We start from the raw sequence: 26,880 nt of genomic DNA, 5'->3' as shown, positions 1-26,880 counted from the left end.
GATCTTGGCCAGCGACGCGACCTCCTCCCGAAACTCCGCCACCGCCGATATCCGTCTTCGGGTCCTGCACACGTCCGACCTGCATGGTGCGCTGCGCGGCTTCGACTATTTGGCTGACAAGCCCAGCGAAACGATCGGGCTCAGCCGCACTGCAACGTTGGTCCGGGCCGCCCGCGCCGGGGCGGCCAACACGCTGCTCTTCGACACCGGTGACGCCCTGCAAGGCAGCCCGGTCTGCGATCTGACCGCCGAAACCGGGCTCGCTCCCGGCCAGGTGCACCCGATGATTGCAGCAATGAACGCGCTCGGTTACGATGGCTTCACCCCCGGCAACCACGATTTCAACCACGGTTCCGACTTCCTGTTTCGCGCCCTCGAAGGCGCCGCGTTTCCGGTCGTATCGGCCAATTTCCTGCACCGCGGTCCGGTCAGCGACCGCAGCATGGTCTTTGCCTCCCACGCAATTCTCAAACGCCGCGTCAGCGACTCAACCGGCGCCTGGCATGATCTTAGAGTTGCGATTATCGGTTGCCTACCGCCGCAGACCATAGACTGGGATCATGCCCTCGCGGACAGGTTCGACACCGATTGCATGGTCGCCGCGGTGCGGCGCACCCTGGCCGACATCCGGGCCGAAGGCTGCGACCTCACCATCCTGCTGGCACACAGCGGTATCGACCCCGCCGCCCCAGAGGCCCGCGCGGAAAACGCGTTGATCGACCTGGCCGCGCTCGACGGCCTCGACCTGATCCTCGGCGGGCACACCCATCTCACCTTTCCACCTGACCCAGCCACGCCAGCCGCGCACGAGTCGATCGACACCGAACGCGGCCGCATCCACGGAACCCCGGTGCTGATATCCGGCTTTTCCGGCAACCATCTCGGCCAGGCTGACCTGGTCCTGTCGCTCGATGCGGAGAGCAAGTGGATCGTCACCGAGGCGCGGTGCAGCGTGACACCGCTGGCCCGGCGCGACGCCCTTGGGATCATCGCCGGCCTTACCCCGGAGGATCCCGACCTCGTTACGCTCACCGAACCCGCCCATGCCGAAACCCTGCGCTACAATCGCGAACCCATCGGCCGGACGCTCCAGCCGCTGCACAGTTTCTTTGCGCTGCTTGGCAATGATGCGGCAACCCAGCTCGTCGCCGGGGCGCAGACCTGCTATCTGGCCAACGCCATCGCCGGCACACCGCTGGCCAAGCTGCCGATGCTCTCCGCCGCCAACCCGTTCAAGACCGGGCGACTGGGCGGGCCCGACCACTACACCCACATTCCCGCTGGACCGCTGACCCGGCGGTCGGTCACCGATCTGTACATCTATCCCAACACGATCTGTGCCGTGAAGGTCACTGGCCGCCAGCTGCGGGAATGGCTCGAACATTCCGCCAGCCTGTTTTGCCACGTTGAACAAGCCACACCCGACGACACACCTCTGCTTGACGACGCGTTCCCTGGTTACAAGTTCGACATCCTCTGCGGCCTGACCTACGAAATCGACCTGTCTCGGCCAGCCCGTTACGATTCGCACCGCCGGATCACCGATCCCGCTGCCTGGCGCATTCGCTCCCTGTGTCACGAGAGCCGGCCGATCATTGACGACCAGGTCTTTCTCGTCGCCTCCAATTCCTATCGAATCTACGGAATCGGTTTCTCCGACCCGCCCCCCGAAGTCGTCTTCACGGCCCCGGTCTCGAACCGCGACATTCTGCTTGATTACATCCGCCAGTCTGATCCCCTTTTGCCCAATGTGGTGCCGGTCTGGTCTTTTGCGCCGCTGGGCGGGGCCAGGTTGCGGTTCGAAACCTCGCCGCTTGCCCGCGCCTATCTCGGCGAGCCGCAATTGCCGCCGCTGGAAGACCTCGGCAACACGCCCGAAGGCTTTGCCCGCTTCCGCGTCACGCTCTGACCGCTCCGGCTTGCGAATCCTCTCCGGTCCGCCTATATCGGCGGCGAGAGGTTGGCGCGGGCAAGCGCCTCGCCAACCCGGTCAGGTCCGGAAGGAAGCAGCCGTAACGAGCCCCGCTTGGGTCGTTGTCCAGCCTCTCACCCATGCGCGTTTGCCTCGCAAATCGGCGTCGTTCCGAAAGGCGTATTTGCCGCCGAGAGAGTAAGTTCACCGGCATAACCGAACCCGTTTCACCGCGAACCCGCACATCCGCGGCGACGAGCCTCGCGACCTTGTCCCAGACCGTGAAGAGCCGGAGGAGCGAAGTCCCGGGCACTCTTTCTGCTCCCCGCGATCCCGCTTGCGGGCGCGCAAGCGCCCGCCCACCGTGCGGGGATCAGTTTCCACTTCTCACAACCACACGTAAACTGCGCCCATGCAAAAGACGTTCGCAATCCTCATGGTCCTCCTGGCGCTCACGCTTGCGGCGATCGGCTTTGCCCGGCCCCACAACCTGAGCATCGCCCAAGCCAAGCTGACCGATGCTGTTCCGCTTCCTGCCACTACGACATCACCCATGTCCCTTTTTTCCAGCGACTGGGCCCGCGCGCTGATCGCTGCCGCCGAAACCCAGATCGGCGTGACCACGATCTATGATGGCTCCTACCAGAGCCTCGCCTACCCAGGGGGCGACGTCCCGCGCACGCGCGGAGTCTGCACCGATGTTATCATTCGTGCTCTGCGCGATGCCCATGGTATCGATCTCCAGAAGACAGTGCACGAAGACATGACCCGCGCCTTCTCGGCATACCCAGCAAACTGGGGCCTTACCCGCCCCGATCGCAACATCGACCATCGCCGCGTGCCCAACCTGCGCCGCTTCTTCGCCCGCCACGGCGCCGAACTGCCGTCACCGACACCCGAGACCGAATTCCACCCGGGCGATCTCGTCACCTGGACCCTGGGCCCGGGTCTGCCGCATATCGGCATCGTGTCAGACCGCCTCGTCCCCGGCACCGATCGCCCGCTGATCCTTCACAATGTCGGCGCCGGCGCCCGGCTCGAGGATTTTCTCCACGCCTATCCGATGACCGGCCATTACCGCCTCGAAAACAGGCTCTGATACGGCCCAAGAAGCCTTTTCTTTTGCTTGGTGAGCTTCCGCCGGAGGCACTCTACGGTCGAGTGGGCGGGTTGGGCCGGGCGGCCGCGGGATAGCCCTCAGACCAGCCCGGCCTTGCGGAACAATGCCTTGACGTCCGTTTCCGGCCGCGCCCCGTAATGCGAGATGACCTCGGCCGCCGCAACGCAGCCCATCCGACCGGAAACTTCCAGGCTCGCCCCGGTCGCCACACCGTAAAGGAAACCCGCGGCGAACTGGTCGCCAGCGCCGGTGGCGTCCACCGGCACGATCTCGGTCACCGGCACCACCGCCTCCTCGTCGCCGCGCAACAGCACCACGTCATGCCCCGAACGGGTGCATACGACCATCCCGGCATCCGCCGCCGCCTGTTCCAGCGCCGTGCTCAGATCCGCCTGGTAAAGCGACTCCCATTCGTGGTCGTTACCGATCACGTAGTCGAGCTCCTTGACCAGCCGCCGGAAATCGGCGCGGTGGCGGTCGACGCAGAACGGATCGCTCAGCGCGATCCCGGCCTTGCCGCCGCCCGCCCGGCAGGCCCGCGCCGCCGCCAGGAACGCCTCTTTGCCCTTGTCCTTGTCGAACAGGTAGCCTTCGAGGAACAGGATGTCGGCCCGGCCGGCCACGGCGTCGTCGACATCCTCGGGCCCCAGCTCGGCGGAAATGCCAAGATATGTATTCATCGACCGTTCACCATCGGGCGACACGAAGATCATCGAGCGCGAGGTCGGCAGCTCACCCCCTGCCACCGGCGGGTTGACGAAATCGGTGCCGTCGGCAGCCATCTCGGCGGCATAAAACCGGCCCAGCGCGTCGTCATGCACACGCCCGATGAAGGCCGTCGACAACCCCAGCGAGCCGACGCCGGCGATCGTGTTGGCCACCGATCCCCCGGGCGCCTGGGTGCGGTTATCCATCTCGTCATAAAGAAACTCGCCGCGCTCCTGCTCGACCAACTGCATCACGCCCTTGTCAATCCCCATCCGGGTCAGGAAATGATCGTCACAGGTGGAAATTACGTCGACAATCGCGTTGCCGATACCGACAACCTGGTACTTGCTCACAGGGTTTTCTCCTCGAATTGACACAGGTCGCGGATCAGGCAAGCCGCGCATTTGGGTTTCCGCGCCACGCAGGTATAGCGCCCGTGCAGGATCATCCAGTGATGCGCATGGCGCTGGAAATCCACCGGAATATTGTCCTCGATGGCCCGCTCCACCGCCACCACGTCCTTGCCCGGGCACACGCCCGAACGGTTGCCGAAGCGAAAGATATGGGTGTCCACCGCCTGCGCCGGGTAATGCCACCACATGTTCAGCACCACGTTGGCGGTCTTGCGCCCCACCCCCGGCAGCGCCTGCAGCGCGGCGCGGCTGTTGGGCACCTCGCCGCCATACTCGTCGACCAGGATGCGCGCCATCTTGATGACGTTCTTGGCCTTGTTGCGGAAAAGCCCGATGGTCTTGATATGCTCGATCAAGGCCTCTTCACCCAGGTCCAGCATCTTCTGCGGCGTGTCGGCGATCTTGAACAACTCACGCGTCGCCCTGTTCACCCCGGCATCCGTGGCCTGCGCGCTCAGCGCCACCGCCACCACCAGCGTATAGGCGTTGACATGCTCCAGCTCGCCCCTGGGCTCGGGCTCGGACGCGTGGAAGCGGGTGAAAATCTCGCGGATGGTGTGGTAATCGAGCTGCTTGGCCATGGCTGTGTCCGGGCTTGCGGTTTCAGCCCTGATAAGGGCCCCCGCGCCCGATGACAACTCACCTACCACATGCGCGGCTTGGCGTAGTCGGCATAACCGTCGTCATAGCTTTCGGCGTCGAACTCGGCCTGCATCTCGCGGATGAACTGCCCCGCCGTCGGAACCTCTGGCCGCGCGTCGCCCCACAGGTCGGCGCGCATCACCGCCTTGGCGCATTGGAAATACATCTCGCCAATGGTAATCACGATTACCGTGGCTGGCCGCTTGCTGCCCTTGGCAAACGTCTCCCGCAACCCTTCGTCGGCGGTCAGCACCGCGGTGCCGTTGACCCGCACCACATTGGTCGACCCCGGCACCATGAACATCGCACTCACCCGCCCGTCACGCACGATGTTGCGCAGCGAATCGATGCGGTTGTTGCCGCGCCAGTCGGGCAGCAGCAGCGTGGCGTCACCGGCGATCTGCACCACCGGCCCGTCATCGCCGCGCGGGCTGGCGTCGGTGCCCTCGGGGCCCACGGTGGCCAGCACCATGAACCGCGCCGCTTCGATCCATTGCCGGTAAAGCGGCGTCATCCGGTTGGTCACCTTGGTCAGTGATGCCGGCACCGGCGGGCCATAGAGCGCCTCCAGCGCCTCGATGCTGTTCACAGTGTCCATCGTGAGGGTCCTCCTTGCCTGCCCGGTTCATATCTCGCGTGCACCCTTTGCGCAAAATCCGGGTCGCACCGATTGCCCTGCGCCACTAGGTTTGTTGCCAACCGGAGGATACCCGATGAACGCCGAACCGCAGCACAGCTATCACTACCACGTCATGCGCCGGGCGCTCGACCTGATCGACGCGGCCGAAGAACCACTGTCGCTCGACGCCTTGGCCGCGGCGATGGACATGTCGCCGGCGCATTTCCAGCGGGTCTTTTCGCAGTGGGTCGGGGTCAGCCCCAAGCGCTACCAGCAATATCTCCAGCTCGGCCAGGCCAAGCGCATGCTGGCCGAGAACATGACTACGCTGCAGGTCAGCCATTCGCTGGGCCTCTCGGGCTCGGGCCGCCTGCACGATCTCTTCGTCCGGTGGGAGGCGATGAGCCCCGGCGAGTTCGCCCGCAAGGGCGAAGGGCTCGAGGTGTTCTGGGGCTGGTTCGACAGCCCGTTTGACCAGGCGCTGGTGATGGCCACCGACAAGGGCATCTGCGGCCTGGCCTTTGCGTCTGAAACCGGCCCGGAGACCACAATGGAGGACATGCGGTCGCGCTGGCCAAACGCCACGTTCACAGAAGACTCCACGCGCCTGAAACCGCTGGTCGATGCCGCCTTCGCGCAAAAGGGCGAAACCGCGCTGCACCTGATCGGCGCGCCGTTCCAGATCAAGGTGTGGGAAGCGCTGCTGCAGATTCCTTCGGGCCAGGTCACCACCTATTCCGAGATCGCCCAGGCCATCGGCCGCCCCCGCGCCGTGCGCGCCGTCGGCACCGCCGTCGGGCGCAACCCGGTCAGCTGGCTGATCCCCTGCCACCGCGCCCTGCGCAAATCCGGCGCTCTTGGCGGCTATCATTGGGGTCTGCCTGTCAAACGCGCGCTTCTGGCCTGGGAATCCGCGCGCGCCGAGGCGTGACGTACCGCCGTTCTGCGCGAATTGCCGCCGATTTCCCCCCTTATTACCACTTGGGTCGGTGGAAGCCCTCGCATATATTATGCGTATCGCCGCGGGGAAGCGGCCTACGCTACGAGGCAGACAATGAACCGAGCACGAAAAATCACCCTGGCCCTGGCCGCCGGCTCTCTGGGCCTGACCACGGCCTGCACCGATCCGGCCTATCTCAGCCCGGACGATCCCGACTACAAGACCAAGCAGGGTGCGCTTCTGGGCGCCGGGCTTGGTGCCGCGATCGGCGCCGTCACCGCCGGCAGCGGTGACCGCGGCAAGGCCGCGATGACCGGCGCCGTCGTCGGCGCGGCCGCCGGCGTGATCGGCGGCTCGATCCTCGACCGCCAGGAACGCGACCTGCGAAATGCCGTTGGCAACGACGTCCGAATCACCAATACCGGCGACCGTCTGATTGTGACCATGCCGCAGGACATCCTGTTTGCGACCGACAGCGCCTCGCTGCGCCCCGATCTGCAAAGCGACATCCGCGCCGTGGCAAGAAACCTCAACGCCTATCCGAACTCCACAGTGCAGGTGCTGGGCCACACCGACAATGTCGGCGACGCCGGGTATAACCAGGGCCTGTCCGAACGTCGGGCCGAAACGGTTGCGCTGCTGCTGGTCAACTCCGGGGTCAAGGCCGCGCGGGTCCGCTCGATCGGCCGCGGGGAAAGCCAGCCAGTGGCCTCCAATCTCACGTCCCAGGGTCGTCAGCAGAACCGCCGTGTGGAAATCGTGATCCTGCCCAACGCGGCCTGATCCGACCCGCTCCGGCACCAGACAGCCCTGCCCTTCGGGCGGGGCTTTTGTTTTGCGCACAGCCTCTGCGCGCACCCGTCGCCTTGCTACATGCCGGCCGCTGACCTATCTCGGTGAAAATTTGCGATCAGGAAAGACGCCCATGACCCAACTCAAGCTTCTTGGCCTCTGCGGCTCACTGCGCAAAGGCTCCTACAACCGCAAACTGATGCGCGAGGCCGCGGCCGCCTTCGGCGAGGCCGCGTTCAGCGAGGCCGACCTCAACCTGCCACTATACAATGGCGACGACGAGGACGCCCATGGAATCCCCGCCGCGGTGCAGACTCTGTTCGACCAGATCGCCGAGGCCGACGCCGTGATCGTCGCCTCACCGGAATACAACAAGGGCCCCTCGGGCGTTCTCAAGAACGCGCTCGACTGGGTCAGCCGCGTCAAGGGCAACCCGTGGAAGGGCAAGCCGGTGGCGATCATGTCCGCCGCGTCGGGCCGTGCCGGCGGCGAACGCGCCCAGGTGATCCTGCGCAGTTTCCTCACGCCGTTCCGCCCGCGCCTGCTGCTCGGCCCGGAAATCGCGGTGGCCGGGACTGAGAAGGAATTCGACGGCAACGGCCAGCTGGCAGGCGAGCTCTACCGCAAGAACCTGGGTATCCTGATGCGCGACTTGCGGGCCGAACTGGTGGATTGGGAGCACGGCTAACCAGGGCGAGCGCGTTGGCATTCGCCCAACGCCCGCTTACAAAACCTGGATCACGTCCTTGTCGATGGACAGGATATAACCCCGTCGTGCGATGTTCTTGACCAGAAGCTCGCTGACAAGCTGATTGCCTAACGTATCCCGCAACCGCTTCACCCGCGTTGCGCCCGCCGCCTCGTCACAGTCAGCAGCGTTCCGGCCCGAAATCATCGCCTCGATCTCGGCCCCCGACAACACGTCGTCATCCATCCGTGCTTCGGCCAGCACGCTCAGTGTCTCCATTGCCGCCGCAGTCAGCTTGAAACCCAGGTTGTTCAGGTAAACCGTGTTTTCTTCACGTGAAATCAGCAGTGAATTGACCTGGATCCCCGCCCGTTCCACCTGCGCCATCCGCCGGTTCATCGCCACCAGCATCACTAGGAACACCAGCGCAGCGATCAGAAGCGCGGTCGCGAAGACCAGCAGCACGAAGATCACCATGCGGTAAGAGGTCAGGGTCTCGGCAAAGGCGGTGCCCGACAGCGCCAGGATCTCCAACAGCTTGATCTCGGCATCCGAGGTCAGCGCATCGTTCTCCACGAAGATCCGCTCGACCCGAGCATTGAAGGCGTTGGCATCGGGCAGCGACAGGAACAGGAACACGGCCGCCAGCGCAAGGATCGCCACGATCGCGACGACGCCCCAGACCACCACCCGCTGGCCGGCGCGGCGCGCCTCCGTCACGCTGTTCGACGAATCCGTCATGCGCCGACTGGTATCCCTAGTTTTTCGTGACCGATAAGACCTTGAGAAGCGTCAGCCCCTCCTGGCCGAGTTTCTTGCGCAACCGATCGGTTGCGTCGCCCACCGAGCAGTCGCCGCCAACCTGCGCCGTGCCGTAGAACAGTTCAAGCGGGTTGTCCCGTTTGGCCTTGTACTCAACAACGCAAGCTGCCTGCGCGCCGCCGGCGGCAAGCGCCAGCCCGAGGGCCAGCAAAGTGATGCGAGAAATCTGTTTCATGGCGCAGACGATGCGCGAGGATCGACCGTTATTCAATATCCAGCGGCTATTTACTGCGCTGTTATCCTATAGCATCGGGGCGTTATTGCCTGTCTCTGTCGGTTGGTCCGAACTTGGTGGCGTCAAGGCGTCGCGGCCCCTCGCGCCGCCGCAAATAACCGAAATGCGAAAGGATCAGCCCCATGTCCCGCAAGTTCATCACCTTGATTGCTGCGGCCTCGCTCGCCGTTGCCGGCCTGTCCGCAAGCCAGGCCCAGGCCACCGACAAACGCACACGAAACGTGATTCTCGGCGCCACTGCGCTCGCCATCCTGGGCGCCGCCATGTCCAGGGCCGACGAAAACCGGAGCGCTCATGTCGCCACCCATGACCGCCCCCGCCCGCGCGGCCATGGCGACAGCCGCCACGGCCATGGCCATGGCCACAGCCACCACGGGTACAGCGATGACAGGGACGGCCGCCCTCGCGGCTTCGCTCCCGGCGTCCACCCGCGTCCGGTGCCGCCCCGGGTGATTTTCTCGGAACTGCCGAACCGCTGCTCCTTTACCGTCGGGACCTCGAACGGCACGCGTCGCTTCTTCGAAAAACGTTGCCTCGAGCGCAACTACCGCTTCGCCGGCCGGCTGCCGCAAGCTTGCCGCAAGACCGTCCGGCTGGGCAGCCGCAAGATCGAGGCCTATGGCGGTGGCTGCCTGCGGGAGCGCACGCAGGTCTCCAACTGGAACCGTCGTTGAGGCGAGGCGGCGCGCCCGGGTCTTTCCGTTCGCTGTCCATCGCCCGGGCGCACCTGTCTCGAGCAGCCGCACCCCCGCCAGCCCCATGGCGGGGGTGCACTTTTTCGTCCCCGCCCAACGGCGCCATACAGCCTTGCCGGGTCGTCAATGGAATTTTTTTCAATTTTGACCTGGGTCTTGGACAAGAAAACTCTCCAAGAGGTATCCTGCGGGTGTGTGAGAGAAAGGTCTGATCCGACCTTTCCTTGTGCAGAAACAGTGTATCCGAAGAGGAATCGACAGGTTTTGTTTGGTGTAAGTTTTGCTTTTGGCCGCGTGCGGTTTCGTTTGCACAAAGATCGCCGAGGCGAACAAGGAAATCGCCCACGCAGCTTTCCGGTTGCACAGCCCGTCCGCTCGCGGCTGGACGGTGTTCATGTCGCCCACCAAAGGAGAATCCCGCAATGAAACGTGTTTTTTCCATCCTTCTCAGCGGCCTTGCATTCGGCCTTTCTACCACATCCGTCCTGGCGCTCGATCATTTTGCCGACGGGGTCACCATCGGCGACAGCGACACCTCCATTGCCGACCTCTTCGTCAACGACGATACGGTTCTCGACGGGCAGGTCTGCATCGGACATGACTGCGACCAGTACGAAACCTTTCTGAGTTACGATTTGTTGAAATTGAAGAACGCCGGCACACTCGACGTCCTGTTCGACGATACGTCCAACGCGGACTATCCCGACCATGACTGGCGCCTGATCGTCAATGACAAGTCCTTGATCTCAAGCGGCGGCATCAACCGCTTCTCGATCGAGGATGACACGGCGGGCACGATCCCCTTCACCATCACAGGCGGCGCGTCGTCCAACGCGCTCTATGTCAACGCCATCGGAAATGTCGGCATGGGAACGCAATCCCCGGCCCGCGAACTGCATGTGGTCAGCGGCGACACGCCAACTCTGCGGCTCGAGCAGGACGGCTCGGGCGGTTATAGCCCGCAAACCTGGGAAATCACCGCAACCACTCCCTACTTCCAGATCTATGACTGGACACAAGGCACGTCGCCGTTCACCATTTACACTAACGTGCCGTCGAACGCGCTCATGATGATTGGCAACGAAATCGGGTTCGGCACCGCCAGCCCCGCGGCCGCGGTTCACCTGCGCCGCAACGACGGCACCGCCCAATTCCTGGTGCAGGAAACCAGCACCACCACCGTCCCGCGCACCCTGATGAACCTGCAGAACAACGGCCGCCCCGAGATCGTGATGGGCAACACCGATACCGGCGGCGAATGGTCGTTCGGCGCCGGCACCAACTTCATCCTGAAACAGGGCGCCGTCGGCACCGCCAGCTCGGCCAAGACCAAGTATCTCACCCTTTACGCCGGCACCGGCAACCTAGAGATCGCCGGCCAGATCATCACCGGTGGGCCGACCTGTTCCACCGGCTGCGATGCGGTGTTCGCCGACGACTTCGACCTGCCGTCGATTTCCGAACATGCCGCGCAGATGTTCGCTCTGGGCCACCTGCCGGGCGTCGGCCCGACGCAGCCCGGCGCGCGGGTCAACATGAGCGAACAATACGGCAAGCTCCTCAACGAGCTTGAGCATGCGCATATCTACATCGCCCAGCAGGACGCGCGGATCGCCCGGCTCGAAGCCGCTCTGCTCGACAGGCCGTCCGAATGACTTTCGGGCAGCAAACCCGGACCCGATGCCATGACGGCCCCTGATTTTTCGTTCGAACGCGCCGCCATGGCGCGCGGGTATCTTCGCGTCGCCGGCATCGACGAGGTCGGCCGTGGCCCGCTCGCCGGACCGGTCACCGCTGCCGCCGTCATTCTCGACCCGCGGCACATCCCGGCCGGGCTTAACGATTCCAAGAAACTCTCTGCCAAACGCCGCGAAGCGCTTTATGACGAGATTTGCGCCACGGCGCAGGTCTCAATCGCCGAGGCCACGGTCGAGGAGATCGACAGCCTCAACATCCTGCGCGCCGCTCACCTCGCCATGACCCGCGCCATCGCCGGGCTTGCCCCGCCACCCGATCACTGCCTGATCGACGGCAATATTCTGCCCCGCGATCTGACCGTTTCGGCCGAAGCTATCGTCAAGGGCGACGGCAGGTCTCAGTCGATTGCAGCGGCCTCAATTGTGGCGAAAACTTGGCGAGATCGTGGCATGCTGACCCTTGCGCAACAGTACCCCGGCTACGGCTGGGAAACCAACGCCGGATACGGATCGAAAAACCACATGGCGGCGCTACGAAATCTCGGGCCAACCCCACACCATAGACGCTCGTTCAAGCCCGTCCACAATATCTTGTGGCAACAGAAAAATGTAAGTGACTGATTCAAAAAAGAATTTGACGGCGAATCGGTGATGACTCATCCTGCCTTCAACAACTGAGCGCCCCGAAACGGCGCCGGGACAGAGGCAGAAATGACGAAGACCAAAACCCAAAGGGGCGCATCCGCGCTCCCTCTCAACACGATCCTCGAAGGCGACTGCATCGCGGCGATGAACGCGCTGCCCGAAGCTTCGGTCGACCTGATCTTCGCCGACCCGCCCTATAACCTCCAGCTCAAGGGCGACCTGCACCGCCCGGACAATTCCAAGGTCGACGCGGTCGATGATCACTGGGACCAATTCGACAGCTTCAAGGTCTATGACAAATTCACCCGCGGCTGGCTCAAGGCCGCGCGCCGCCTCTTGAAACCCGACGGCGCGATCTGGGTGATCGGCTCCTATCACAACGTCTTCCGCATGGGCACGGAACTGCAGAACCAGGGCTTCTGGATCCTCAACGACGTGGTCTGGCGCAAATCGAACCCAATGCCCAACTTCCGCGGCAAGCGTTTCACCAACGCCCATGAAACCCTGATCTGGGCCTCCAGATCCGAAGGCGCGAAATACACCTTCAATTACGAGGCGCTGAAGGCGCTGAACGAAGGCATCCAGATGCGCTCCGACTGGGTGATCCCGATCTGCAACGGCGGCGAACGGCTCAAGGATGAAAACGGCGACAAGGCGCATCCGACGCAAAAACCCGAGGCGCTTCTGCATCGCATCCTCGTTGGCACCACCAATCCCGGCGACGTGATCCTCGACCCGTTCTTCGGCACCGGCACCACCGGCGCCGTGGCCAAGATGCTGGGCCGCGATTTCATCGGCATCGAGCGGGAAGAGGCTTACCGAAAGGTCGCCGAAAAGCGCCTGTCGAAAATCCGCAAATTCGACCGTGCCGCGCTTGAGGTCTCGGCCTCGAAACGGGCCGAGCCGCGCGTGCCCTTCGGCCAGCTGGTCGAACGCGGCATGCTGCGCCCGGGCGAGGAACTCTACAGCCTCAACGGCCGCCACAAGGCCAAGGTCCGCGCCGATGGCACGCTGATTGGCGACGACATCAAGGGCTCGATCCACCAGGTCGGCGCCCATTGCGAAGGCGCCCCATCCTGTAACGGCTGGACCTATTGGGGCATCAAGCGCGACGGCAAAACCGTCCCCATCGACATTTTCCGCCAGCAAATCCGCGCAGAGATGCGGAACTAGGCCTACCTCGTATCAGAACACCGCCGGTGCCTGTGGCCTGACACATGGCACTCAACTGCCCCGCCTTTCCAGGCGGGGCATTTTTTCAACGCTCGAATTTTCCTCTCGTGGCGGAGAACGTGATGACTCAACGACCCGTACGTCTCCACGGGATGGATCACCGTCCTCCGGGTCTCGAAAGACGCCGACACCTTATGCCGGCGTCAAATCACAACCAGTTACTCCTGGATCGATTCGAGGTAGTACACCAGCGACAGCAGCCGGCCACGGACGATTGCTTCGCTGCCATAGACACCGGCAAGTTCGGTCGCCGATTTCGAATAGCGGTCGCCCCAGATCGGCATTGAACCACCATCGTGACCGCGTACGCCGGTACGCCCGTCGATGATCATCAGAGTCTCCAGAAACGGAAACGTCCCATCGTTCTTAGCGGCCAGGTTCGTCAGGCTTGGTGTCTCGATATTCAGAACGGGTGCAAACGGCCCGTTGCCCTTACCGCTTTCACCATGACAGATTGCACAGGCAACCATGTATTCCTGTTTTCCCAAGACCTCTTCGGCCGCGGCACTACCGGTCATGGCGGCAACCGCAAGTCCGGCTCCAATCAACGCGTTTTTCATACGTACTCCCCCTGATTTCTCGAATTGCTAAGCTACCTTAGCATGGCGATTTCAGTTTTCAATTGGAACTGATCGTCCCGGCAAAAAACCCCGGCCAGTTCCGCTACGCGGTTGTGCGCGCCGGCGCAATCCAAACCCTTGGCCGAGGTGCCCGGCGATGACAGAAGGATGGCAACGCCAGGGGTCTTTCCGCAATGCCAACGGTGCAACCCGGCTTTCGTTTCAATCCGCGCCAATCCCGCCTTTCGCGATAACGAACTGTGAAATCTCGGCGAATCCGGCCTCCCATGCCTTGCGCGCCTCCGCGGTGAACCCCTCGCCCAGCGCGTTTTCCAGCACCTCAATCAACGCCTCGCCCATCGGGCCGAACTGCTCGGGCGTCACGCCCATGGCCCTGTGGGTGTGGCCAAGCTCCTCCAGCCGCGAATCTATCGCTTCCGGCCGGTCCAGATGCCCGACGATCAGCGACAAGGTGGTCAGAAATCGCATACCCTGGCCTTCCAGGTCTTCGCGGAACATCCCCTTGACCTCGGGGGCGCGAGCAAAGAACGCCTGATAAAACTCCACCGACCGTCGATTGGGATTCTTCTTCAGAACATCGAAACTTTCGCGGATCAGGTCGATCTGTTGCGGTTCTAGCGGCATCGCACCCCCTCCAGGTTGATCATTCCGGCTGTGCGACTCACCCTAGCATAGCTACTGCGGCCTTACCCTGCGGCACGGCCGCCCAATACAGCAAGGCGGCCCGACAGCGCCGACGAGCGTTACCGCGGCATCGGGTTGGCCGCCTTGTTGTAGGCCGACCAGTCGGTAATCTCGGGATAGTACATCTCGCGCCATTTCCTGACTCGCGGGTTCATGACCTTGCGCCAGAGCGGCGGCACCATCGCCGCCATGGTCATGACCGGATAGCCGTAGGGCAGCTGCGGCGCGTAGGCCTCGGTATAGTTCTGCAGCAGCGGGAACCGCCGGTCTGGCTTGTAGTGGTGGTCGGAATGCCGCTGCAGGTTAATCAACAGCCAGTTCGAAGCCTTGTGCGCCGCATTCCAGCTGTGATGCGGCTTCACATGCTCGTACTTGCCTTCACCCAGATGCTTCCGGGTCAGGGCGTAGTGCTCGACGTAGTTGACGATCTCGAGCTGCCAAACCGCGACACCGGCCTGCCAGATGAACAGGAGCACCCCTTCCCAACCGCCGACGAGAAACGCCAAAGCCAGCATCAGAGCCTGCAAGCCCCAGTAACGCCAAAACGGATTGGCCGCGTCGGTCCAGGGCTTGCCCACCTTTGCCAGTTTCTCCTTCTCGGCGCGGAAGCTCGATTTCAGCGATCCGATCAGCACCCGCGGATAGAACCGGTGGAAGCCTTCGTTGTAGCGCGCCGTCACCGGATCCCGTGGCGTGCCGACATAGCGGTGATGCACCAGAAGGTGTTCGCTGCGGAAATGAGAATACAGCACCATCGCCAGCAGGATATCCCCGAGCCAACGTTCCAAGTTGTTCTTCTGGTGCATCAACTCGTGCGAATAGTTGATTCCCACCGTACCTGTGATCACACCCACACCGAAGAACAGCACGATCGTTTCCAACGCGTTCAGATGCGCGTCTCCCGGGCCGGTGACATACCAGATCATTGCATACAGTGTGCCGAATTGCAGCGGCACCCAGGCTTTTGTGATCACAGTATACCACCTGAGCTGATCCTCGCCGGTCTCCAGATCGGCGTTCTCCAGGTTCAACCCCAGCACGGCATCGAGTGCCGAGAACAGAAACCAGGTCGCTATCGGCAGCAGAATCACTGTCCAGCCCCCATACAGGGCCCCGATCCACGCCAGCGGGATCAGTAGAAGCGACATCCAGAACGGCAGAGCGTTCTGCGGGCGGGCGACGTCTTCGGCGGAAATCATGTCAGGTAACTCCGGGACAATGAGGCCCGCATCGCGGGCGCATGTACGTCAGATATTGTCAAACGTGTCATGAGCAAGGTCAAACACCTTGCGCATCACCGTCGGCAGGTCGGAGGGTCGAAACGCCTCGCGCGGCACGAAGTCGCCGACCGCCGGCACCGCCTCCATCGGCAGATCGGCCACCCTGACGTCCAGCCGCAGATGAAAATGCGTGAACGTGTGCCGCGCCTCGCCCCCGACCTCGCGCCACGCCGCCGCCACCGGCGGCGCCTCCCGCGCCACGTCGCCCCACTCGGCTCCTGGCCAGCCCAGCATACCGCCCAGCAACCCGCGCGCCGGCCGCCGCTCCAACAGCCACGCCCCGTCTGCCCGCCGCCCGACATAGGAAACTCCGAAACGGACCGGTTTCGCCTTTTTAGGCTCTGTTTTCGGCAAGTCCGCCGCGATCCCCGCCTTGCGCCCTTGGCAATATCCCATCCATGGGCAAATCCCGCAGGCCGGGTTTTTTGGCGTGCACACCGTCGCGCCCAGATCCATTACCGCCTGGGCATAATCCCCGGGCCGTGCTTCCGGCGTCAGCAGCGCGGCCTTTTCCCGCAGAACCCGCTTGCCGCCGGGCAGCGGGTCTTCCACCGCGAACATCCGCGCCATCACCCGCTCGACATTGCCGTCGACCACCACCTCCGACGCATCGAAGGCAATCGCGGCGATCGCGGCGCTGGTGTAAGGCCCAATCCCCGGAAGCGTCTCTAACTCGGCGCGATTCCGCGGAAACGCGCCCTTCTCCGCCACCGTTCGGGCGCATTTCAGCAAGTTACGGGCGCGAGCATAGTATCCCAGCCCGGCCCATTCCCCCATTACCTCTTCGTCGCGCGCCGCCGCCAGCGCCTCAACGGTCGGCCACAGCGTCGTGAACCTTTCGAAATAGCTCGTCACGGCGGCCACCGTGGTCTGCTGCAACATCACCTCGCTCAACCAGACGCGATAGGGATCGGGCCGCGCCCCACACCCCGGCGGCATCCGCCACGGCAATTGCCGCGCATGCCTGTCGTACCACTCCAGAAGGTCGGCCGCCCGCTCACGCAACTTTCATCTCCTGCGCATAGAAACCCCTGTTCGCCCCGGTCTCATGCCATTAAGTTGACCTGAAACCAAGGGAGAGACGATGCCTCCACGCGCCCCCGGCAAAGGCCGCGGTTTCACCCGCGCCGCCAAGATCCTCTCCGGCCAGATCCGCAAGGCCGGCGAAACGCGCGGGTTTGCCGTCACCCGGTTGCTCACCCACTGGCCCGAAATTGCCGGCGAAAACATCGCCGCCATCGCCCGCCCGGTCGAGGTGTCGTATGGCCGCGAAGGTTTCGGCGCCACGCTCACCCTGCTGACCACCGGCGCCAACGCACCGATGCTGGAAATGCAGAAGGAGGTTCTGCGCGAGCGCGTCAACGCCACCTATGGCTACAACGCCATCGCCCGCATTCGCGTGACGCAAACCCATGCCACCGGCTTTGCCGAGGGCCAGGTCAGCTTCGAACACCGCCCGCCATCGCCCGCACCCACGGATCCAGATCCCGCTGTGCGACGCGCTGCCAACGAGGCGGCGCGCGACGTGGCCGACCACGGCCTCCGCTCCGCGCTTGAACACTTGGGCGAAAACGTCCTATCCAGATCGAAACGCCTGAAAGGGCCCCAGAAAGGACCCGTAAAATGATCCAAATCCGCACCGTGGTCTTCGCCGCAGTTGCAGCCCTCGCCTGGGCTTTGCCGGCAACGTCCGAAAGCCACTCCGAGGCCGCCACAGACGAAAACGCGGTCATCGAAATGACCCTCGGCGCCGAAGACGCCCCGGTCACGCTGATCGAATACGCCTCATTCACCTGCAGCCATTGCGCCAATTTCCATGCCGACCAGTTCAAGAAACTGAAGGCCGACTACGTCGACACCGGCAAGGTCCGTTTCATCCTGCGCGACGTTTATTTCGACCGCGTCGGCCTCTGGGCCGGCATGCTCGCCCGCTGCGAACCTGATCGCTACTTCGGCGTCGCCGGCCTGATCTTCGAAAAGCAGGGGGAATGGTTGAACTCGCGCGATCCGGTCACGCTGGCGGACAACCTGCGCAAGCTCGGCAAGGTCGCCGGGCTCGAGGAAGACCGTATCAACGCCTGCATGGAAGACGCTGACAAGGCCAAGGCGCTCGTTGACTGGTTCCAGGCCAATATGGAAGTGCACAAGATCGAAGGCACCCCCGCCCTCGTCATCGACGATACGGTCTATGGCAACCAGTCCTATGAAGACCTCAAGGTCATCATCGACGACAAACTGGGCGCACCATGACAGCGCCGCTTGCCGGCCTCAAGGTCGTCGAACTTGCCCGCATCCTGGCCGGCCCCTGGGCCGGCCAGGCCCTTTCGGACCTCGGCGCCGAGGTGATCAAGGTCGAGGCGCCCCAGGGCGACGACACGCGCCAGTGGGGCCCACCCTTCATCACCCGCGACGACGACAAGACCGCCGCCTATTTCCATTCCTGCAACCGCGGCAAGTCCTCGATCACCGTCGATTTCCGCAATCCCGCCGATCTCGACCGCCTCAAAGCGCTGATCGCCGAAGCCGACATCCTTATCGAGAACTTCAAGGTCGGCGGCCTCGGGAAATTCGGTCTCGACTACGACAGTGTGAAGAAGCTCAATCCGCGGCTCATCTACTGCTCGATCACAGGTTTCGGCCAGACCGGGCCTTACGCCCACCGCGCCGGCTATGACTATATCATCCAGGGCATGTCGGGTTTCATGTCGATCACCGGCGATCCCGATGGCCAGCCCCAGCGCGCCGGCGTCGCCATTACCGACCTCTTTACCGGGCTCTATTCCGTTGCCGGCATCCTTGCGGCGCTGCACCAGCGCTCGGTCACCGGCAAGGGCCAGCATGTCGATATGGCGCTTCTGGACTGCGCTGTCGCGGCGATGGCCAATCAGTCGCTCAACTACCTCGCCACCGGCACCCCGCCGGGGCGCACCGGCAACTATCACCCCAACCTGACGCCCTATCAGGTTTTCGACTGTTCCGACGGCTTCATCATCATCGCCACCGGCAACGACGCCCAGTATCAGCGGCTCTGCAAGCTTCTGGATCTCGACTGGATGGCCGAGGATCCCAAGTTCCTCAAGAACGCCGACCGAGTGCAAAACCGTCCCGAGATGATCGACTTGCTGATGGCCGAAACCCGCAAATGGACCAAGTCCGATCTGCTCGCCGCCTGCGAAGATCACGGCATTCCCGCCGGCCCGATCAACGACATGTCGGAAGTCTTCGCCGATCCGCAGGTCCAGGCCCGTGGCCTGCGCATCGATCCGCAGGGCGTGCCCGGGGTCCGATCCCCCTTTGTCTTCTCCGATGCCGAACTGGCGCTCGAACGGCCGAGTCCGAAATTGGGTGAGGACAACGGTTGACCGCCCTTCGGGTGGTAGGTCGACCCACCGCCGCGTCGAACCGGCGCGCGCCGCGTTAACCCGTTTCCTGCCGGAACCTTGCCCGAGCGTTCGCCAGACGGGGTGCCAGCCAACTTGCCAGCCGGGCTGCCATACCGGCGGTTTTCGCAGAACCTTACCGGTTAACCCGCCGGGGCGGTGGCCGTTAACGCGTCGATAAGCCGGTCCAGACCGCCCCAATCGTCGATCTCCAGCCGCACCGGCAGAGTCAACACTTTCATCCGGTGTTCCGCCGGCAGCCGTACCGCATCCTTCTCTGTTGTGACCAACTGCGCGCCCAGGGATTTCGCCTGCGTTTCCAATCGGTTGAACAGCGCCGGCGTCAGTTCCTGATGGTCATCCAGCGCCCGCATCTCAACCACATCGGCGCCCAGCTCCCTGAGCGTCGCAAAGAACTTTTCCGGATGCCCGATGCCGGCAAAGGCCAGCACCCGCTGACCCTGCCAGTCCATCCCGGTCTGCAACGGCGCCAGATGGCCCTTGGCTTGGGCCACAGTCACCTCATTACCCCATTGTTTTTCAAAGGTTTTTTGTGCAGGTCCCTGCCCAATCGACAAGACCGTACCGGCCCGTTTCATGCCCGCCGCAACGGGTTCGCGCAGCGGCCCCGCCGGAACACAGTAGCCATTTCCAAAGCCAAGCCATGCATCTACGACGACAATTGACAAATCCTTGAAAACACTCGGGTTCTGGAACCCGTCATCGAGCAGGATCAGGTCCGCCCCCGCCGCCGCAGCCGCCCGGCACCCGGCTAGCCTGTCCTTGCTCACCCAGACCGGCAGAAACGCCGCCAGCAACAGCGGCTCGTCGCCGGTCTCGGTCGCCTTGTGCTGCTGCTCTTCCACCCGCACTGGCCCCTCGAGCGCACCTCCATATCCCCTTGAAACGGCGTGCGGTTTCAGGCCCTTGCCCTGAAGGTATTGGGCCAAGGCAATCACCGTCGGCGTCTTGCCGGTGCCGCCAGCGTTCAGGTTGCCGACACAGATCACCGGAATGCCTAGCCGCGTTCCCGCACGTGCCACCCGTCGCGCCGTCACGGCAACATAGAGCCATCCCAGCGGCGCCAGCAACCGTGCCCACAAACCGGGTTTCTCCGGCGGATTGAACCAGAACCGCGGCGGGCGCATTAATCCGCCCCCAGCGCATCGAGCGTGTCATGAACCAGGTCGACCACCCGGTCGGTCACCTCCGCCCCCTGCGAGGCCACCTCCCAGCCCGCCGATGCCATCAGGGCCGCCTGATCCGGCGCGAGGCACTGCTGCAGGGCTGCGGTCAGGCTCTTGGAATCTTTGACAATTCGTGCCGCACCGGCAGCCGCGAAGCGCGAATAGGCGGCCAGGTAATTCCCGACGTTCGGGCCATAAAGAATGGCCGACCCCAGCGCCGCTGGCTCATAAGGGTCACGCCCGCCATGACCAGGCACCAGCGAACTCGCCATGAAGGTCACCGGCGCCAGGCGATACCACAATCCGATCTCTCCCCAGGTGTCAGCCAGCAGAATCTGGGTCGTCTCGTCGGGCATCTCCCCCTCAGACCACACTGCGGTCCGGAACCCGGTGTCCCGCAGCATATCGCGGAACTCGGGACCGTCGGTCTCGTCATCCGGCACCAGGATCAGCAAGAGCCGCACGACCATGCGGCTGACCTCGCGATGCGCGGCCAGAACTTGGAACATCTCATCGCGCTGCGCCATCGCCGCCAGCCAGACCGGCCGCCCAGCAAGAACCTGCGCCATCTCCTCGCGGTCGGACTCGTTGCATGGCAGGGCCGCGCTGCCCTCTTGAAGCGGTCCCGTCACCTCGATCTCTTCCGCCGGCACACCCAGCCTGCGCATTACATTCATCGCGGCCTGCCCGCGCGCGAAAAATCCGCTGAAAGCGTTCAAATTAGCCCGCGCCAGCTCAGGCAGCCAGCGCTGGTGCGATGCGTTAAGACCATCTTCACTGGCATCGATCAAGAATAGCGGCAGTTCCCGTTTGCCAGCCTGATGCAGCAAGGCCGGCATAAAATACCCGCCGGTCCACAGGCAGAGATCCGGCCGCCAATGGTCGAGGAAGGCGTCCGCTCCCCCGATCGTATCCCCGGGAAGCGGCTGGAAAAAGTCCTGGTCGCCGAGGTGGTCCGGCACGCCGAGTTCGGGTGGCGCTGTCACGATTAGATTCAGGTCGGGTCGCTGTATTCGCAGCCGCGCAGCAATCTGGAAGAGAGCCGTGGCCCGTGCCGGTGAGGTCGCATGCCCCCACAGCAGCGTTCCCGACGGCCGTTTGGCCGGAAAGCTCAATGGCTCCCGTGTGCCCCGCCGCGCCAGCGTCAGGTAAGCCGCCAGAGAAATCGAACGTCCCAGCGCCATGCGTCTCTACTCCGGCCCCAAGCCGGCGATTCGTTTTCGGCGCTGCGCCATGTGGCCCATCTCCAACTGCCTGCCTGACGCGGCCAACCTAAGGCTTTGCCGCCCCGGGTCAAGAAATGGCGACATCCTGCGGCCTTGACCTTCGCCCGCGCAGCGTGAAAACCGGACCGGAAGGAGAGCCACCGATGAAACCGTTTCTGATCCTGCAGCTGCGCCCCGAGACCGAAGCCTCGGATGACGAATTTGCCGCCATCCTTCGCAAGGGCGGGATCGCGCCGGAAAACGCCCGTCGTGTGCGTCTCGATCAAGGCGGCCTGCCCAACGATCTGAACCTCGCCGACTATTCCGGCGTCATCGTTGGCGGCGGCCCCGGCTGCGTCTCGGACCCGCCTGAAAAGAAAAAATCGATCGAGGCGCGGATCGAAGACACGGTCCTGTCACTCATGCCCGAGATCATCGCCCGAGACTTCCCTTTTCTTGGTTGCTGTTACGGTATTGGTATCCTCGGTCATCACCTCGGTGGCGCCGGCACGGTCAGCAAGGAACGCTTTGGCGAAGAGGTCGGCACCTCCGATTGCTCGCTCACCGAAGCCGGCAAATCCGATCCAATCTGTGACGGCATCGCTGATGATTTCCTTGCCTTCGTCGGTCATAAGGAGGCGGTGCAAAAGCTGCCGCCCGGCTGTGTCCATTTGGTCAGTTCACCCACCTGCCCTTTCCAGATGATCCGCTACGGACAAAACGTCTATGCTACCCAATTCCACCCCGAAGCCGATAGCGCCGGCTTCGAAGTGCGTGTCGGGATTTACAAAAATTTCGGCTATTTCCCTCCCGAAGAGGCTGACAACATCATCGCGCTGTGCCGCGCTGCCGATGTTCACGCACCCGAACGGGTGCTGAGGAACTTCGTTAAACTTTTCGGTCAGGATTGACCTAACCGGGCACAAACTCGTCTCTTGGCTTTTCCTCCGATTGGCCGCATTCTGGATTTGATCAAATTATCCGGAACACCGAGTCGGGGAGCGCGAGCCATGAAGGACGACAACTTTCTGAAGGAGAACAACGCCAAGCATCTCTGGCATCCGATGGGCCATCCCGGCGACAGCCTTAAGAATCCGCCGACCATCATCAAGGGCGCCGATGGCGTGCATATCTCTGATCTCGACGGTCATCGCGTCGTCGATGCCGTTGGCGGGCTGTGGTGCGTTAACCTCGGCTATTCCAATGACGTGGTGAAGGACGCGATTTCAAAGCAGCTCTATGACCTGCCTTATTACTCGGCCTTCGCCGGGTCGACCAACCCGACCGCAATCGAGGCCTCCTATGCGGTTCGCGAGTTTTTCGCCGAAGATGGTATGGCACGCTGTTTCTTTACTTCGGGCGGCTCGGATTCAGTGGAAACCACGTTGCGGCTGGCACGGCAGTATCATCGGCTCCGGGGCGAGCCTACGCGCACAAAGTTCCTGAGCCTGAAAAAAGGCTATCACGGCACCCATTTCGGCGGCGCGTCGGTCAACGGCAACAACCGGTTCCGGATCAATTATGAACCGCTTCTGGCGGGCTGCTATCACCTGCCCTCGCCATACACGTATCGCAATCCATTCAATGAAACAGACCCTGAGAAACTGGCACAACTGATCGCTCAGGCGATGGAGGACGAAATCGCCTTCCAGGGCGCCAACACCATCGCCGCTTTCATCATGGAACCGATCCAGGGCGCGGGCGGCGTGATCGTGCCGGGCGAGACCTTCATGCCCTTGATGCGCGACATCTGCGACCGCCACGGCATTCTGATGATTTCCGACGAGGTGATCACAGGCTTTGGCCGCACCGGTGACTGGACAGGCGCGCGGCACTGGGGGGTTAAACCCGACATGATGTCGACCGCCAAGGGCATCACCTCGGGCTATTTCCCCGTCGGCGCGGCACTGATGAGCGAGAAGGTCGCCGACGTATTCGAGAAGGACACAACCGGCGAGGCGGCGATCTTCCACGGCTATACCTACTCGGCCCATCCCGTGGGCGCCGCAGCGGTGGTCGCCTGTCTCTCCGAGACCCTGAGACTCGATACCAAGACCAACGCCGCGGCGCGGGGCACACAGCTTTACCAGGGCGTTCTGAAACTGGCCGAGAAACATGACATTATCGGTGACGTGCGCGGCGGCCACGGCCTGATGACCGGCATCGAAATCGTCTCAGACAAGGCCAAAAAGACCCCGATGGACATGGCCACGATGAAGCGTATCCACCAGACGGCCTATGACGCGGGCGCAATGGTGCGGCTGGGGATGCACAACATCCTGATGTCGCCGCCGCTGACCATTTCTGAAGACGAGGTCAACACGATCCTTTCCGCATTGGACGCGGGTTTCTCGGCCGCCTAACCGAACCGGTCGCGGAGCCAGAAGCCTGTATACGCGGCATACATCAGCGCCCGGCGCCGCCGCCCGAGAAAAAATCTTTCGGGCGTTTGCCGCATGACCTCGGGTAGGGCGCCACCCGGATCTCGGCCCTGCACCAGATCGGCCAGCAGCGCGCCAGTATAGCTGCCCATCGCCACCCCGTTGCCGTGATAGGCATATCCGGCGAATACACCCGGCATCCCCCGCACCGGCCCGCAATAAGGCACCAGATTGGCGGAAAGACAAACCATCCCGCTCCAGAAATACGGCGTCTCGACACCGGCCCAGGCCGGGAACATCGCCTCGAAGTCCCGCCGGATCAGGCGCCGGATGGCCGCCTCGGAGGCGGGCGACGAACCTAGCCCTCCGCGCATCCCGAACAGGAAGCGTCGGTCCGGCATCAGACGGAAATAGTGCAGCAAGGTGCGGCTGTCATAGGCAGCTTGGTCGCTGGTCCAGCCTTGTGCTTCAAGCTCAGCTTCGCTCATCGGTCGGGTCACGATCACGCTCGATTGTGCCGGCATGTAGCGCGCCGCCATCCACTCGGGCACATCCTCGCTGGAATACCCGTTGGTAGCCAGAATCACCGTGTCAGCCGTAACCGATCCCGCTTGGCTGGAAAGCCGCCATCTTCCGCCCTGCCGAGTCATTTCGGACACCGGCGCGTCGCCGAATACCACGGCACCGGCACTCTCCGCCGCCTTCATCAACCCTGCAAGATATTTCCGCGGATTTAACCCAAAGCCAATCGGCGTGGTCAGCCCACCGTAAAACGGCCCGCCCATCCCCTGTTCTGCCAAATCGTCCACCGACAGCACCTGGGGCGTGACGCCGAAGTTTTGTTCGCAGGTTGCGATTGCCTCCTCGAACCGCGCTGCAGACGGCTTGTGCGCGAGTTGGGTTTCACCCTCGGAATGGGTTTCAGCCTCAATCGAATGCTCACGCAGCAACCTGGCCACCAACTCTACCGCTGCCTTCTCGGCTCGTCGCCACTCCAGCCGCGCATCCCGCCCGAACCGCTTGTCAATCGCCGCATCGTCCAGTTTCGACCCGCCCAGGCAGCAGAACCCACCGTTGCGTCCGGAAGCCCCCCAGCCGGGAAACCGAGCATCGACGACCGCCACTGAAATCCCAGCCTGCACCAGGCGCAACGCAGCCGAAAGCCCGGTGAACCCCGCCCCGATGATGGCCACGCCGGCGTGGTGATCGCCTTCGGGCGGGGGGCGTTTCAATGTGAGATCGGGAACCGTTTCCGACCAGTAGCACCCGGCAATTCGGTCATCGGAATAGGCGTGATCTGGAAAGATCCGCTTCATCCAGTCGCCCGCACCGCGGCCTTTTCCTCGGCTTGCTGCCGCACCGATGCGCGCTTGGACACGAACGAGGCGGTGATCACAGCCACTGTGACAATTGCGATCATGATCGTCGAGAGGGCGTTGATTTCTGGACTGACCCCAAGTCGCACCGCCGAGAAAATCTTGATCGGCAAGGTCGTGGCCGAGGGTCCCGAAGTGAAGGACGCAATCACCAAATCGTCGAGCGACAGTGTAAAGGCCAACAACCAGCCCGAGATCACCGCCGGCGCGATAATCGGCAAGGTGACCAAACGGAAAGCCTCGAATGGTGAACAACCCAGGTCCAGCGCCGCTTCTTCCAGCGAGCGGTCAAAACTGACCAACCGTGACGACACCACCACCGAGACGTAGCACATCGAAAAGGTGGTGTGCGCGAGGATAATGGTGACGATTCCGCGGTCGAGACCGATACCGATGAACAGCAACAAGAGCGACAGGCCAGTGATCACTTCGGGCATCACCAGCGGTGCATAGATCATCCCGGAAAACAACGTCCGGCCGCTGAATCTCCCCGCTCGTACCATTACATAGGCGGCCATCGTTCCCAATACCGTGGCTATGGTCGAAGATGCCACCGCCACCTTCAGCGTCACCCATGCCGCATTGAGAAACGCCTCGTTCTGGAGCAACTCGCCATACCACCTGGTACTGAAACCGGCCCAGACCGTGACCAGTTTCGAAGCGTTGAAACTGTACAGAATCAGGATGATCATAGGAATATAGAGAAAGGCGAAGCCCAGCGTCAGCGACGTCGCATTGAACCAGGAAAACCGTCTCATTGCTCGGCCTCCCGCTGTTTCTGTTCATTGCGCTGGAACAGGATGATCGGGATAATCAGGATCATAAGCAGTATGACCGCCACAGCGCTCGCCACCGGCCAGTCGCGGTTGTTGAAGAATTCTTCCCACAAAACCTTGCCGATCATCAGAGTCTGCGACCCGCCAAGCAAGGAGGGAATCACGAATTCGCCCAGCGCCGGGATGAAGACCAGGAAACAGCCAGCGATAATACCGTTTTTCGATAGCGGCACCGTCACCAGCCAGAACGCCTGAATGCGCGAACAGCCCAGATCCTCGGCTGCTTCCAACAGCGAGGCATCCAGTTTTTCCAGCGCCGCATAGATCGGCAGGATCATGAAGGGCAGGTAGGTGTAGACGATGCCGACATAGACCGCCGTGTTGGTGTTGAGGATGATCAGCGGTTCCGAGATGATCCCGGTCCAGAGCAGGAATTGGTTCAGGAACCCTTCCTGACTGAGAATACCCATCCACGAATAGACACGGATCAGGAAGCTGGTCCAGAATGGAAGGATCACCAGCATCATCAGCGTCGGGCGCCATTCGTCACGCGCCTGTGCCATGCCATATGCAATTGGGTAGCCCACGAACAGTGCCAGCAAGGTCGAGGCTACGGCGATCCAGACGCTGGAGAGATAGGCTTTCCAGTAAAGATCATCGCTGGTCAGAAACCAGAAGTTTTCGAGATCGAGAGCGCTGAAAAATGCCTTCAGCCCGGCCCAGCCGCCTGAGAAATCAAGCGTCGGCGTATAGGGCGGGATCGACAGCGCGGTGTCCGACAATGAAATCTTGAGGACGATCACGAAGGGGATCAGGAACAGCACCAGCAACCAGGCATAAGGCACCGCGATGAGGAAAAACCGACGCAT

At 62.9% G+C, this 26,880-nt stretch carries 28 protein-coding genes and 1 other RNA gene; 15 read left to right on the top strand and 14 right to left on the bottom strand.

Going from position 1 to position 26,880, the window contains the following annotated elements; genetic code table 11:
* Positions 1-4 precede the first annotated feature (4 nt).
* From NO357_RS06585 to NO357_RS06575, 3 genes are all read left to right on the top strand, one after another.
* Entirely contained in the window at positions 5-1,909 is a 1,905-nt protein-coding gene (locus tag NO357_RS06585) for a bifunctional 2',3'-cyclic-nucleotide 2'-phosphodiesterase/3'-nucleotidase (RefSeq protein WP_306734841.1), read from the top strand.
* Between the two features lie 45 nt (positions 1,910-1,954).
* Positions 1,955-2,051, top strand: an RNA gene (gene ffs / locus NO357_RS06580) — signal recognition particle sRNA small type.
* Positions 2,052-2,324: 273 nt separating this feature from the next.
* The gene (locus NO357_RS06575; protein ID WP_306734840.1) at positions 2,325-3,011 is read left to right on the top strand and encodes a DUF1287 domain-containing protein; all 687 of its coding nucleotides are present in this window, start codon (positions 2,325-2,327) and stop codon (positions 3,009-3,011) included.
* Positions 3,012-3,109: 98 nt separating this feature from the next.
* Here the strand turns inward: NO357_RS06575 and NO357_RS06570 are convergent, their stop codons facing one another.
* The 3 genes from NO357_RS06570 to NO357_RS06560 all read right to left on the bottom strand — a co-directional run bounded on the left by NO357_RS06570 (position 3,110) and on the right by NO357_RS06560 (position 5,393).
* Positions 3,110-4,093: an adenosine kinase gene (locus NO357_RS06570; protein ID WP_306734839.1), complete on the bottom strand. Its 984-nt coding sequence runs from the start codon at positions 4,091-4,093 to the stop codon at positions 3,110-3,112.
* Positions 4,090-4,734: an endonuclease III gene (nth, locus tag NO357_RS06565; RefSeq protein ID WP_306734838.1), complete on the bottom strand. Its 645-nt coding sequence runs from the start codon at positions 4,732-4,734 to the stop codon at positions 4,090-4,092. The genes NO357_RS06570 and nth overlap by 4 nt, the downstream gene beginning before the upstream one ends.
* A 62-nt stretch (positions 4,735-4,796) precedes the next feature.
* On the bottom strand, positions 4,797-5,393 hold the full coding sequence (locus NO357_RS06560; protein ID WP_306734837.1) for a pyridoxamine 5'-phosphate oxidase family protein: 597 nt from the start codon (positions 5,391-5,393) through the stop codon (positions 4,797-4,799).
* Positions 5,394-5,508: 115 nt separating this feature from the next.
* Between NO357_RS06560 and NO357_RS06555 the strand changes: the two genes are divergently transcribed.
* The 3 genes from NO357_RS06555 to NO357_RS06545 all read left to right on the top strand — a co-directional run bounded on the left by NO357_RS06555 (position 5,509) and on the right by NO357_RS06545 (position 7,834).
* On the top strand, positions 5,509-6,345 hold the full coding sequence (locus NO357_RS06555) for a methylated-DNA--[protein]-cysteine S-methyltransferase (protein ID WP_306734836.1): 837 nt from the start codon (positions 5,509-5,511) through the stop codon (positions 6,343-6,345).
* 123 nt (positions 6,346-6,468) lie between these two features.
* Positions 6,469-7,137 (top strand): YiaD family glycine zipper/OmpA-like lipoprotein, encoded by a 669-nt coding sequence (locus NO357_RS06550; protein ID WP_306734835.1) that lies wholly within the window; start codon positions 6,469-6,471, stop codon positions 7,135-7,137.
* A gap of 142 nt (positions 7,138-7,279) precedes the next feature.
* Positions 7,280-7,834 (top strand): NADPH-dependent FMN reductase, encoded by a 555-nt coding sequence (locus NO357_RS06545; RefSeq protein ID WP_306734834.1) that lies wholly within the window; start codon positions 7,280-7,282, stop codon positions 7,832-7,834.
* A 36-nt stretch (positions 7,835-7,870) separates the two neighbouring features.
* On the opposite strand, the gene NO357_RS06540 is transcribed toward NO357_RS06545, so the two are convergent.
* Positions 7,871-8,575, bottom strand: a complete 705-nt coding sequence (locus NO357_RS06540) for a winged helix-turn-helix domain-containing protein (RefSeq protein ID WP_306734833.1) — start codon at positions 8,573-8,575, stop codon at positions 7,871-7,873.
* Positions 8,576-8,591: 16 nt separating this feature from the next.
* A complete protein-coding gene (locus tag NO357_RS06535; RefSeq protein WP_306734832.1) occupies positions 8,592-8,831 on the bottom strand; it encodes a hypothetical protein in 240 nt (79 codons plus the stop codon).
* Positions 8,832-9,013: 182 nt separating this feature from the next.
* Between NO357_RS06535 and NO357_RS06530 the strand changes: the two genes are divergently transcribed.
* The 4 genes from NO357_RS06530 (at position 9,014) to NO357_RS06515 (ending at position 13,101) form a co-directional block, all read left to right on the top strand.
* Positions 9,014-9,565: a hypothetical protein gene (locus NO357_RS06530; RefSeq protein WP_306734831.1), complete on the top strand. Its 552-nt coding sequence runs from the start codon at positions 9,014-9,016 to the stop codon at positions 9,563-9,565.
* A gap of 443 nt (positions 9,566-10,008) precedes the next feature.
* On the top strand, positions 10,009-11,241 hold the full coding sequence (locus NO357_RS06525) for a hypothetical protein (protein WP_306734830.1): 1,233 nt from the start codon (positions 10,009-10,011) through the stop codon (positions 11,239-11,241).
* A gap of 30 nt (positions 11,242-11,271) precedes the next feature.
* On the top strand, positions 11,272-11,904 hold the full coding sequence (rnhB, locus tag NO357_RS06520; RefSeq protein ID WP_306734829.1) for a ribonuclease HII: 633 nt from the start codon (positions 11,272-11,274) through the stop codon (positions 11,902-11,904).
* A 90-nt stretch (positions 11,905-11,994) separates the two neighbouring features.
* Positions 11,995-13,101 (top strand): site-specific DNA-methyltransferase, encoded by a 1,107-nt coding sequence (locus NO357_RS06515; protein WP_306734828.1) that lies wholly within the window; start codon positions 11,995-11,997, stop codon positions 13,099-13,101.
* Positions 13,102-13,319: 218 nt separating this feature from the next.
* Here the strand turns inward: NO357_RS06515 and NO357_RS06510 are convergent, their stop codons facing one another.
* The 4 genes from NO357_RS06510 to NO357_RS06495 all read right to left on the bottom strand — a co-directional run bounded on the left by NO357_RS06510 (position 13,320) and on the right by NO357_RS06495 (position 16,711).
* Complete coding sequence (locus NO357_RS06510) at positions 13,320-13,721, bottom strand: c-type cytochrome (RefSeq protein ID WP_306734827.1); 402 nt, start codon at positions 13,719-13,721, stop codon at positions 13,320-13,322.
* 222 nt (positions 13,722-13,943) lie between these two features.
* Entirely contained in the window at positions 13,944-14,366 is a 423-nt protein-coding gene (locus tag NO357_RS06505; protein WP_306734826.1) for a globin domain-containing protein, read from the bottom strand.
* A gap of 119 nt (positions 14,367-14,485) precedes the next feature.
* Entirely contained in the window at positions 14,486-15,625 is a 1,140-nt protein-coding gene (locus tag NO357_RS06500) for an alkane 1-monooxygenase (protein ID WP_306734825.1), read from the bottom strand.
* Positions 15,626-15,673: 48 nt separating this feature from the next.
* Positions 15,674-16,711, bottom strand: coding sequence for an A/G-specific adenine glycosylase (locus NO357_RS06495; protein WP_306734824.1), 1,038 nt, complete (start codon positions 16,709-16,711; stop codon positions 15,674-15,676).
* A gap of 79 nt (positions 16,712-16,790) precedes the next feature.
* On the opposite strand from NO357_RS06495, the gene NO357_RS06490 reads away from it, so the two are divergent.
* The 3 genes from NO357_RS06490 to NO357_RS06480 are packed head-to-tail and all read left to right on the top strand — an operon-like array spanning position 16,791 to position 19,068.
* On the top strand, positions 16,791-17,333 hold the full coding sequence (locus tag NO357_RS06490; protein WP_306734823.1) for a DUF721 domain-containing protein: 543 nt from the start codon (positions 16,791-16,793) through the stop codon (positions 17,331-17,333).
* Complete coding sequence (locus tag NO357_RS06485; protein ID WP_306734822.1) at positions 17,330-17,956, top strand: DsbA family protein; 627 nt, start codon at positions 17,330-17,332, stop codon at positions 17,954-17,956. Before NO357_RS06490 ends, NO357_RS06485 begins: the two co-directional genes overlap by 4 nt.
* Complete coding sequence (locus tag NO357_RS06480; protein WP_306734821.1) at positions 17,953-19,068, top strand: CaiB/BaiF CoA transferase family protein; 1,116 nt, start codon at positions 17,953-17,955, stop codon at positions 19,066-19,068. Before NO357_RS06485 ends, NO357_RS06480 begins: the two co-directional genes overlap by 4 nt.
* Positions 19,069-19,229: 161 nt before the next feature.
* Here NO357_RS06480 and lpxK read toward each other — a convergent pair whose 3' ends face one another.
* Positions 19,230-20,234, bottom strand: a complete 1,005-nt coding sequence (gene lpxK / locus NO357_RS06475; protein ID WP_306734820.1) for a tetraacyldisaccharide 4'-kinase — start codon at positions 20,232-20,234, stop codon at positions 19,230-19,232.
* A complete protein-coding gene (locus NO357_RS06470) occupies positions 20,234-21,457 on the bottom strand; it encodes a 3-deoxy-D-manno-octulosonic acid transferase (protein WP_306734819.1) in 1,224 nt (407 codons plus the stop codon). Before NO357_RS06470 ends, lpxK begins: the two co-directional genes overlap by 1 nt.
* A gap of 185 nt (positions 21,458-21,642) precedes the next feature.
* Here NO357_RS06470 and NO357_RS06465 point away from each other — a divergent pair, with 185 nt between their 5' ends.
* Together NO357_RS06465 and NO357_RS06460 are read left to right on the top strand one after the other, a co-directional pair.
* Entirely contained in the window at positions 21,643-22,389 is a 747-nt protein-coding gene (locus NO357_RS06465; RefSeq protein ID WP_306734818.1) for a glutamine amidotransferase, read from the top strand.
* 99 nt (positions 22,390-22,488) lie between these two features.
* A complete protein-coding gene (locus NO357_RS06460; RefSeq protein ID WP_306734817.1) occupies positions 22,489-23,841 on the top strand; it encodes an aminotransferase class III-fold pyridoxal phosphate-dependent enzyme in 1,353 nt (450 codons plus the stop codon).
* Here NO357_RS06460 and NO357_RS06455 read toward each other — a convergent pair.
* The 3 genes from NO357_RS06455 to NO357_RS06445 are packed head-to-tail and all read right to left on the bottom strand — an operon-like array spanning position 23,838 to position 26,880.
* The gene (locus NO357_RS06455) at positions 23,838-25,175 is read right to left on the bottom strand and encodes an NAD(P)/FAD-dependent oxidoreductase (RefSeq protein ID WP_306734816.1); all 1,338 of its coding nucleotides are present in this window, start codon (positions 25,173-25,175) and stop codon (positions 23,838-23,840) included. The genes NO357_RS06460 and NO357_RS06455 overlap by 4 nt on opposite strands.
* Positions 25,172-25,993 (bottom strand): ABC transporter permease, encoded by an 822-nt coding sequence (locus NO357_RS06450; RefSeq protein ID WP_306734815.1) that lies wholly within the window; start codon positions 25,991-25,993, stop codon positions 25,172-25,174. The genes NO357_RS06455 and NO357_RS06450 overlap by 4 nt, the downstream gene beginning before the upstream one ends.
* Complete coding sequence (locus NO357_RS06445; RefSeq protein ID WP_306734814.1) at positions 25,990-26,880, bottom strand: ABC transporter permease subunit; 891 nt, start codon at positions 26,878-26,880, stop codon at positions 25,990-25,992. Before NO357_RS06445 ends, NO357_RS06450 begins: the two co-directional genes overlap by 4 nt.

The sequence above is a fragment of the Marimonas arenosa genome (genome assembly GCF_030848945.1).
Classification (GTDB): Bacteria; Pseudomonadota; Alphaproteobacteria; order Rhodobacterales; family Rhodobacteraceae; genus Marimonas; species Marimonas arenosa.
The sequence above is the reverse complement of the archived record's forward strand: the minus strand, read 5'-3'. Positions and strand labels throughout refer to the sequence as shown.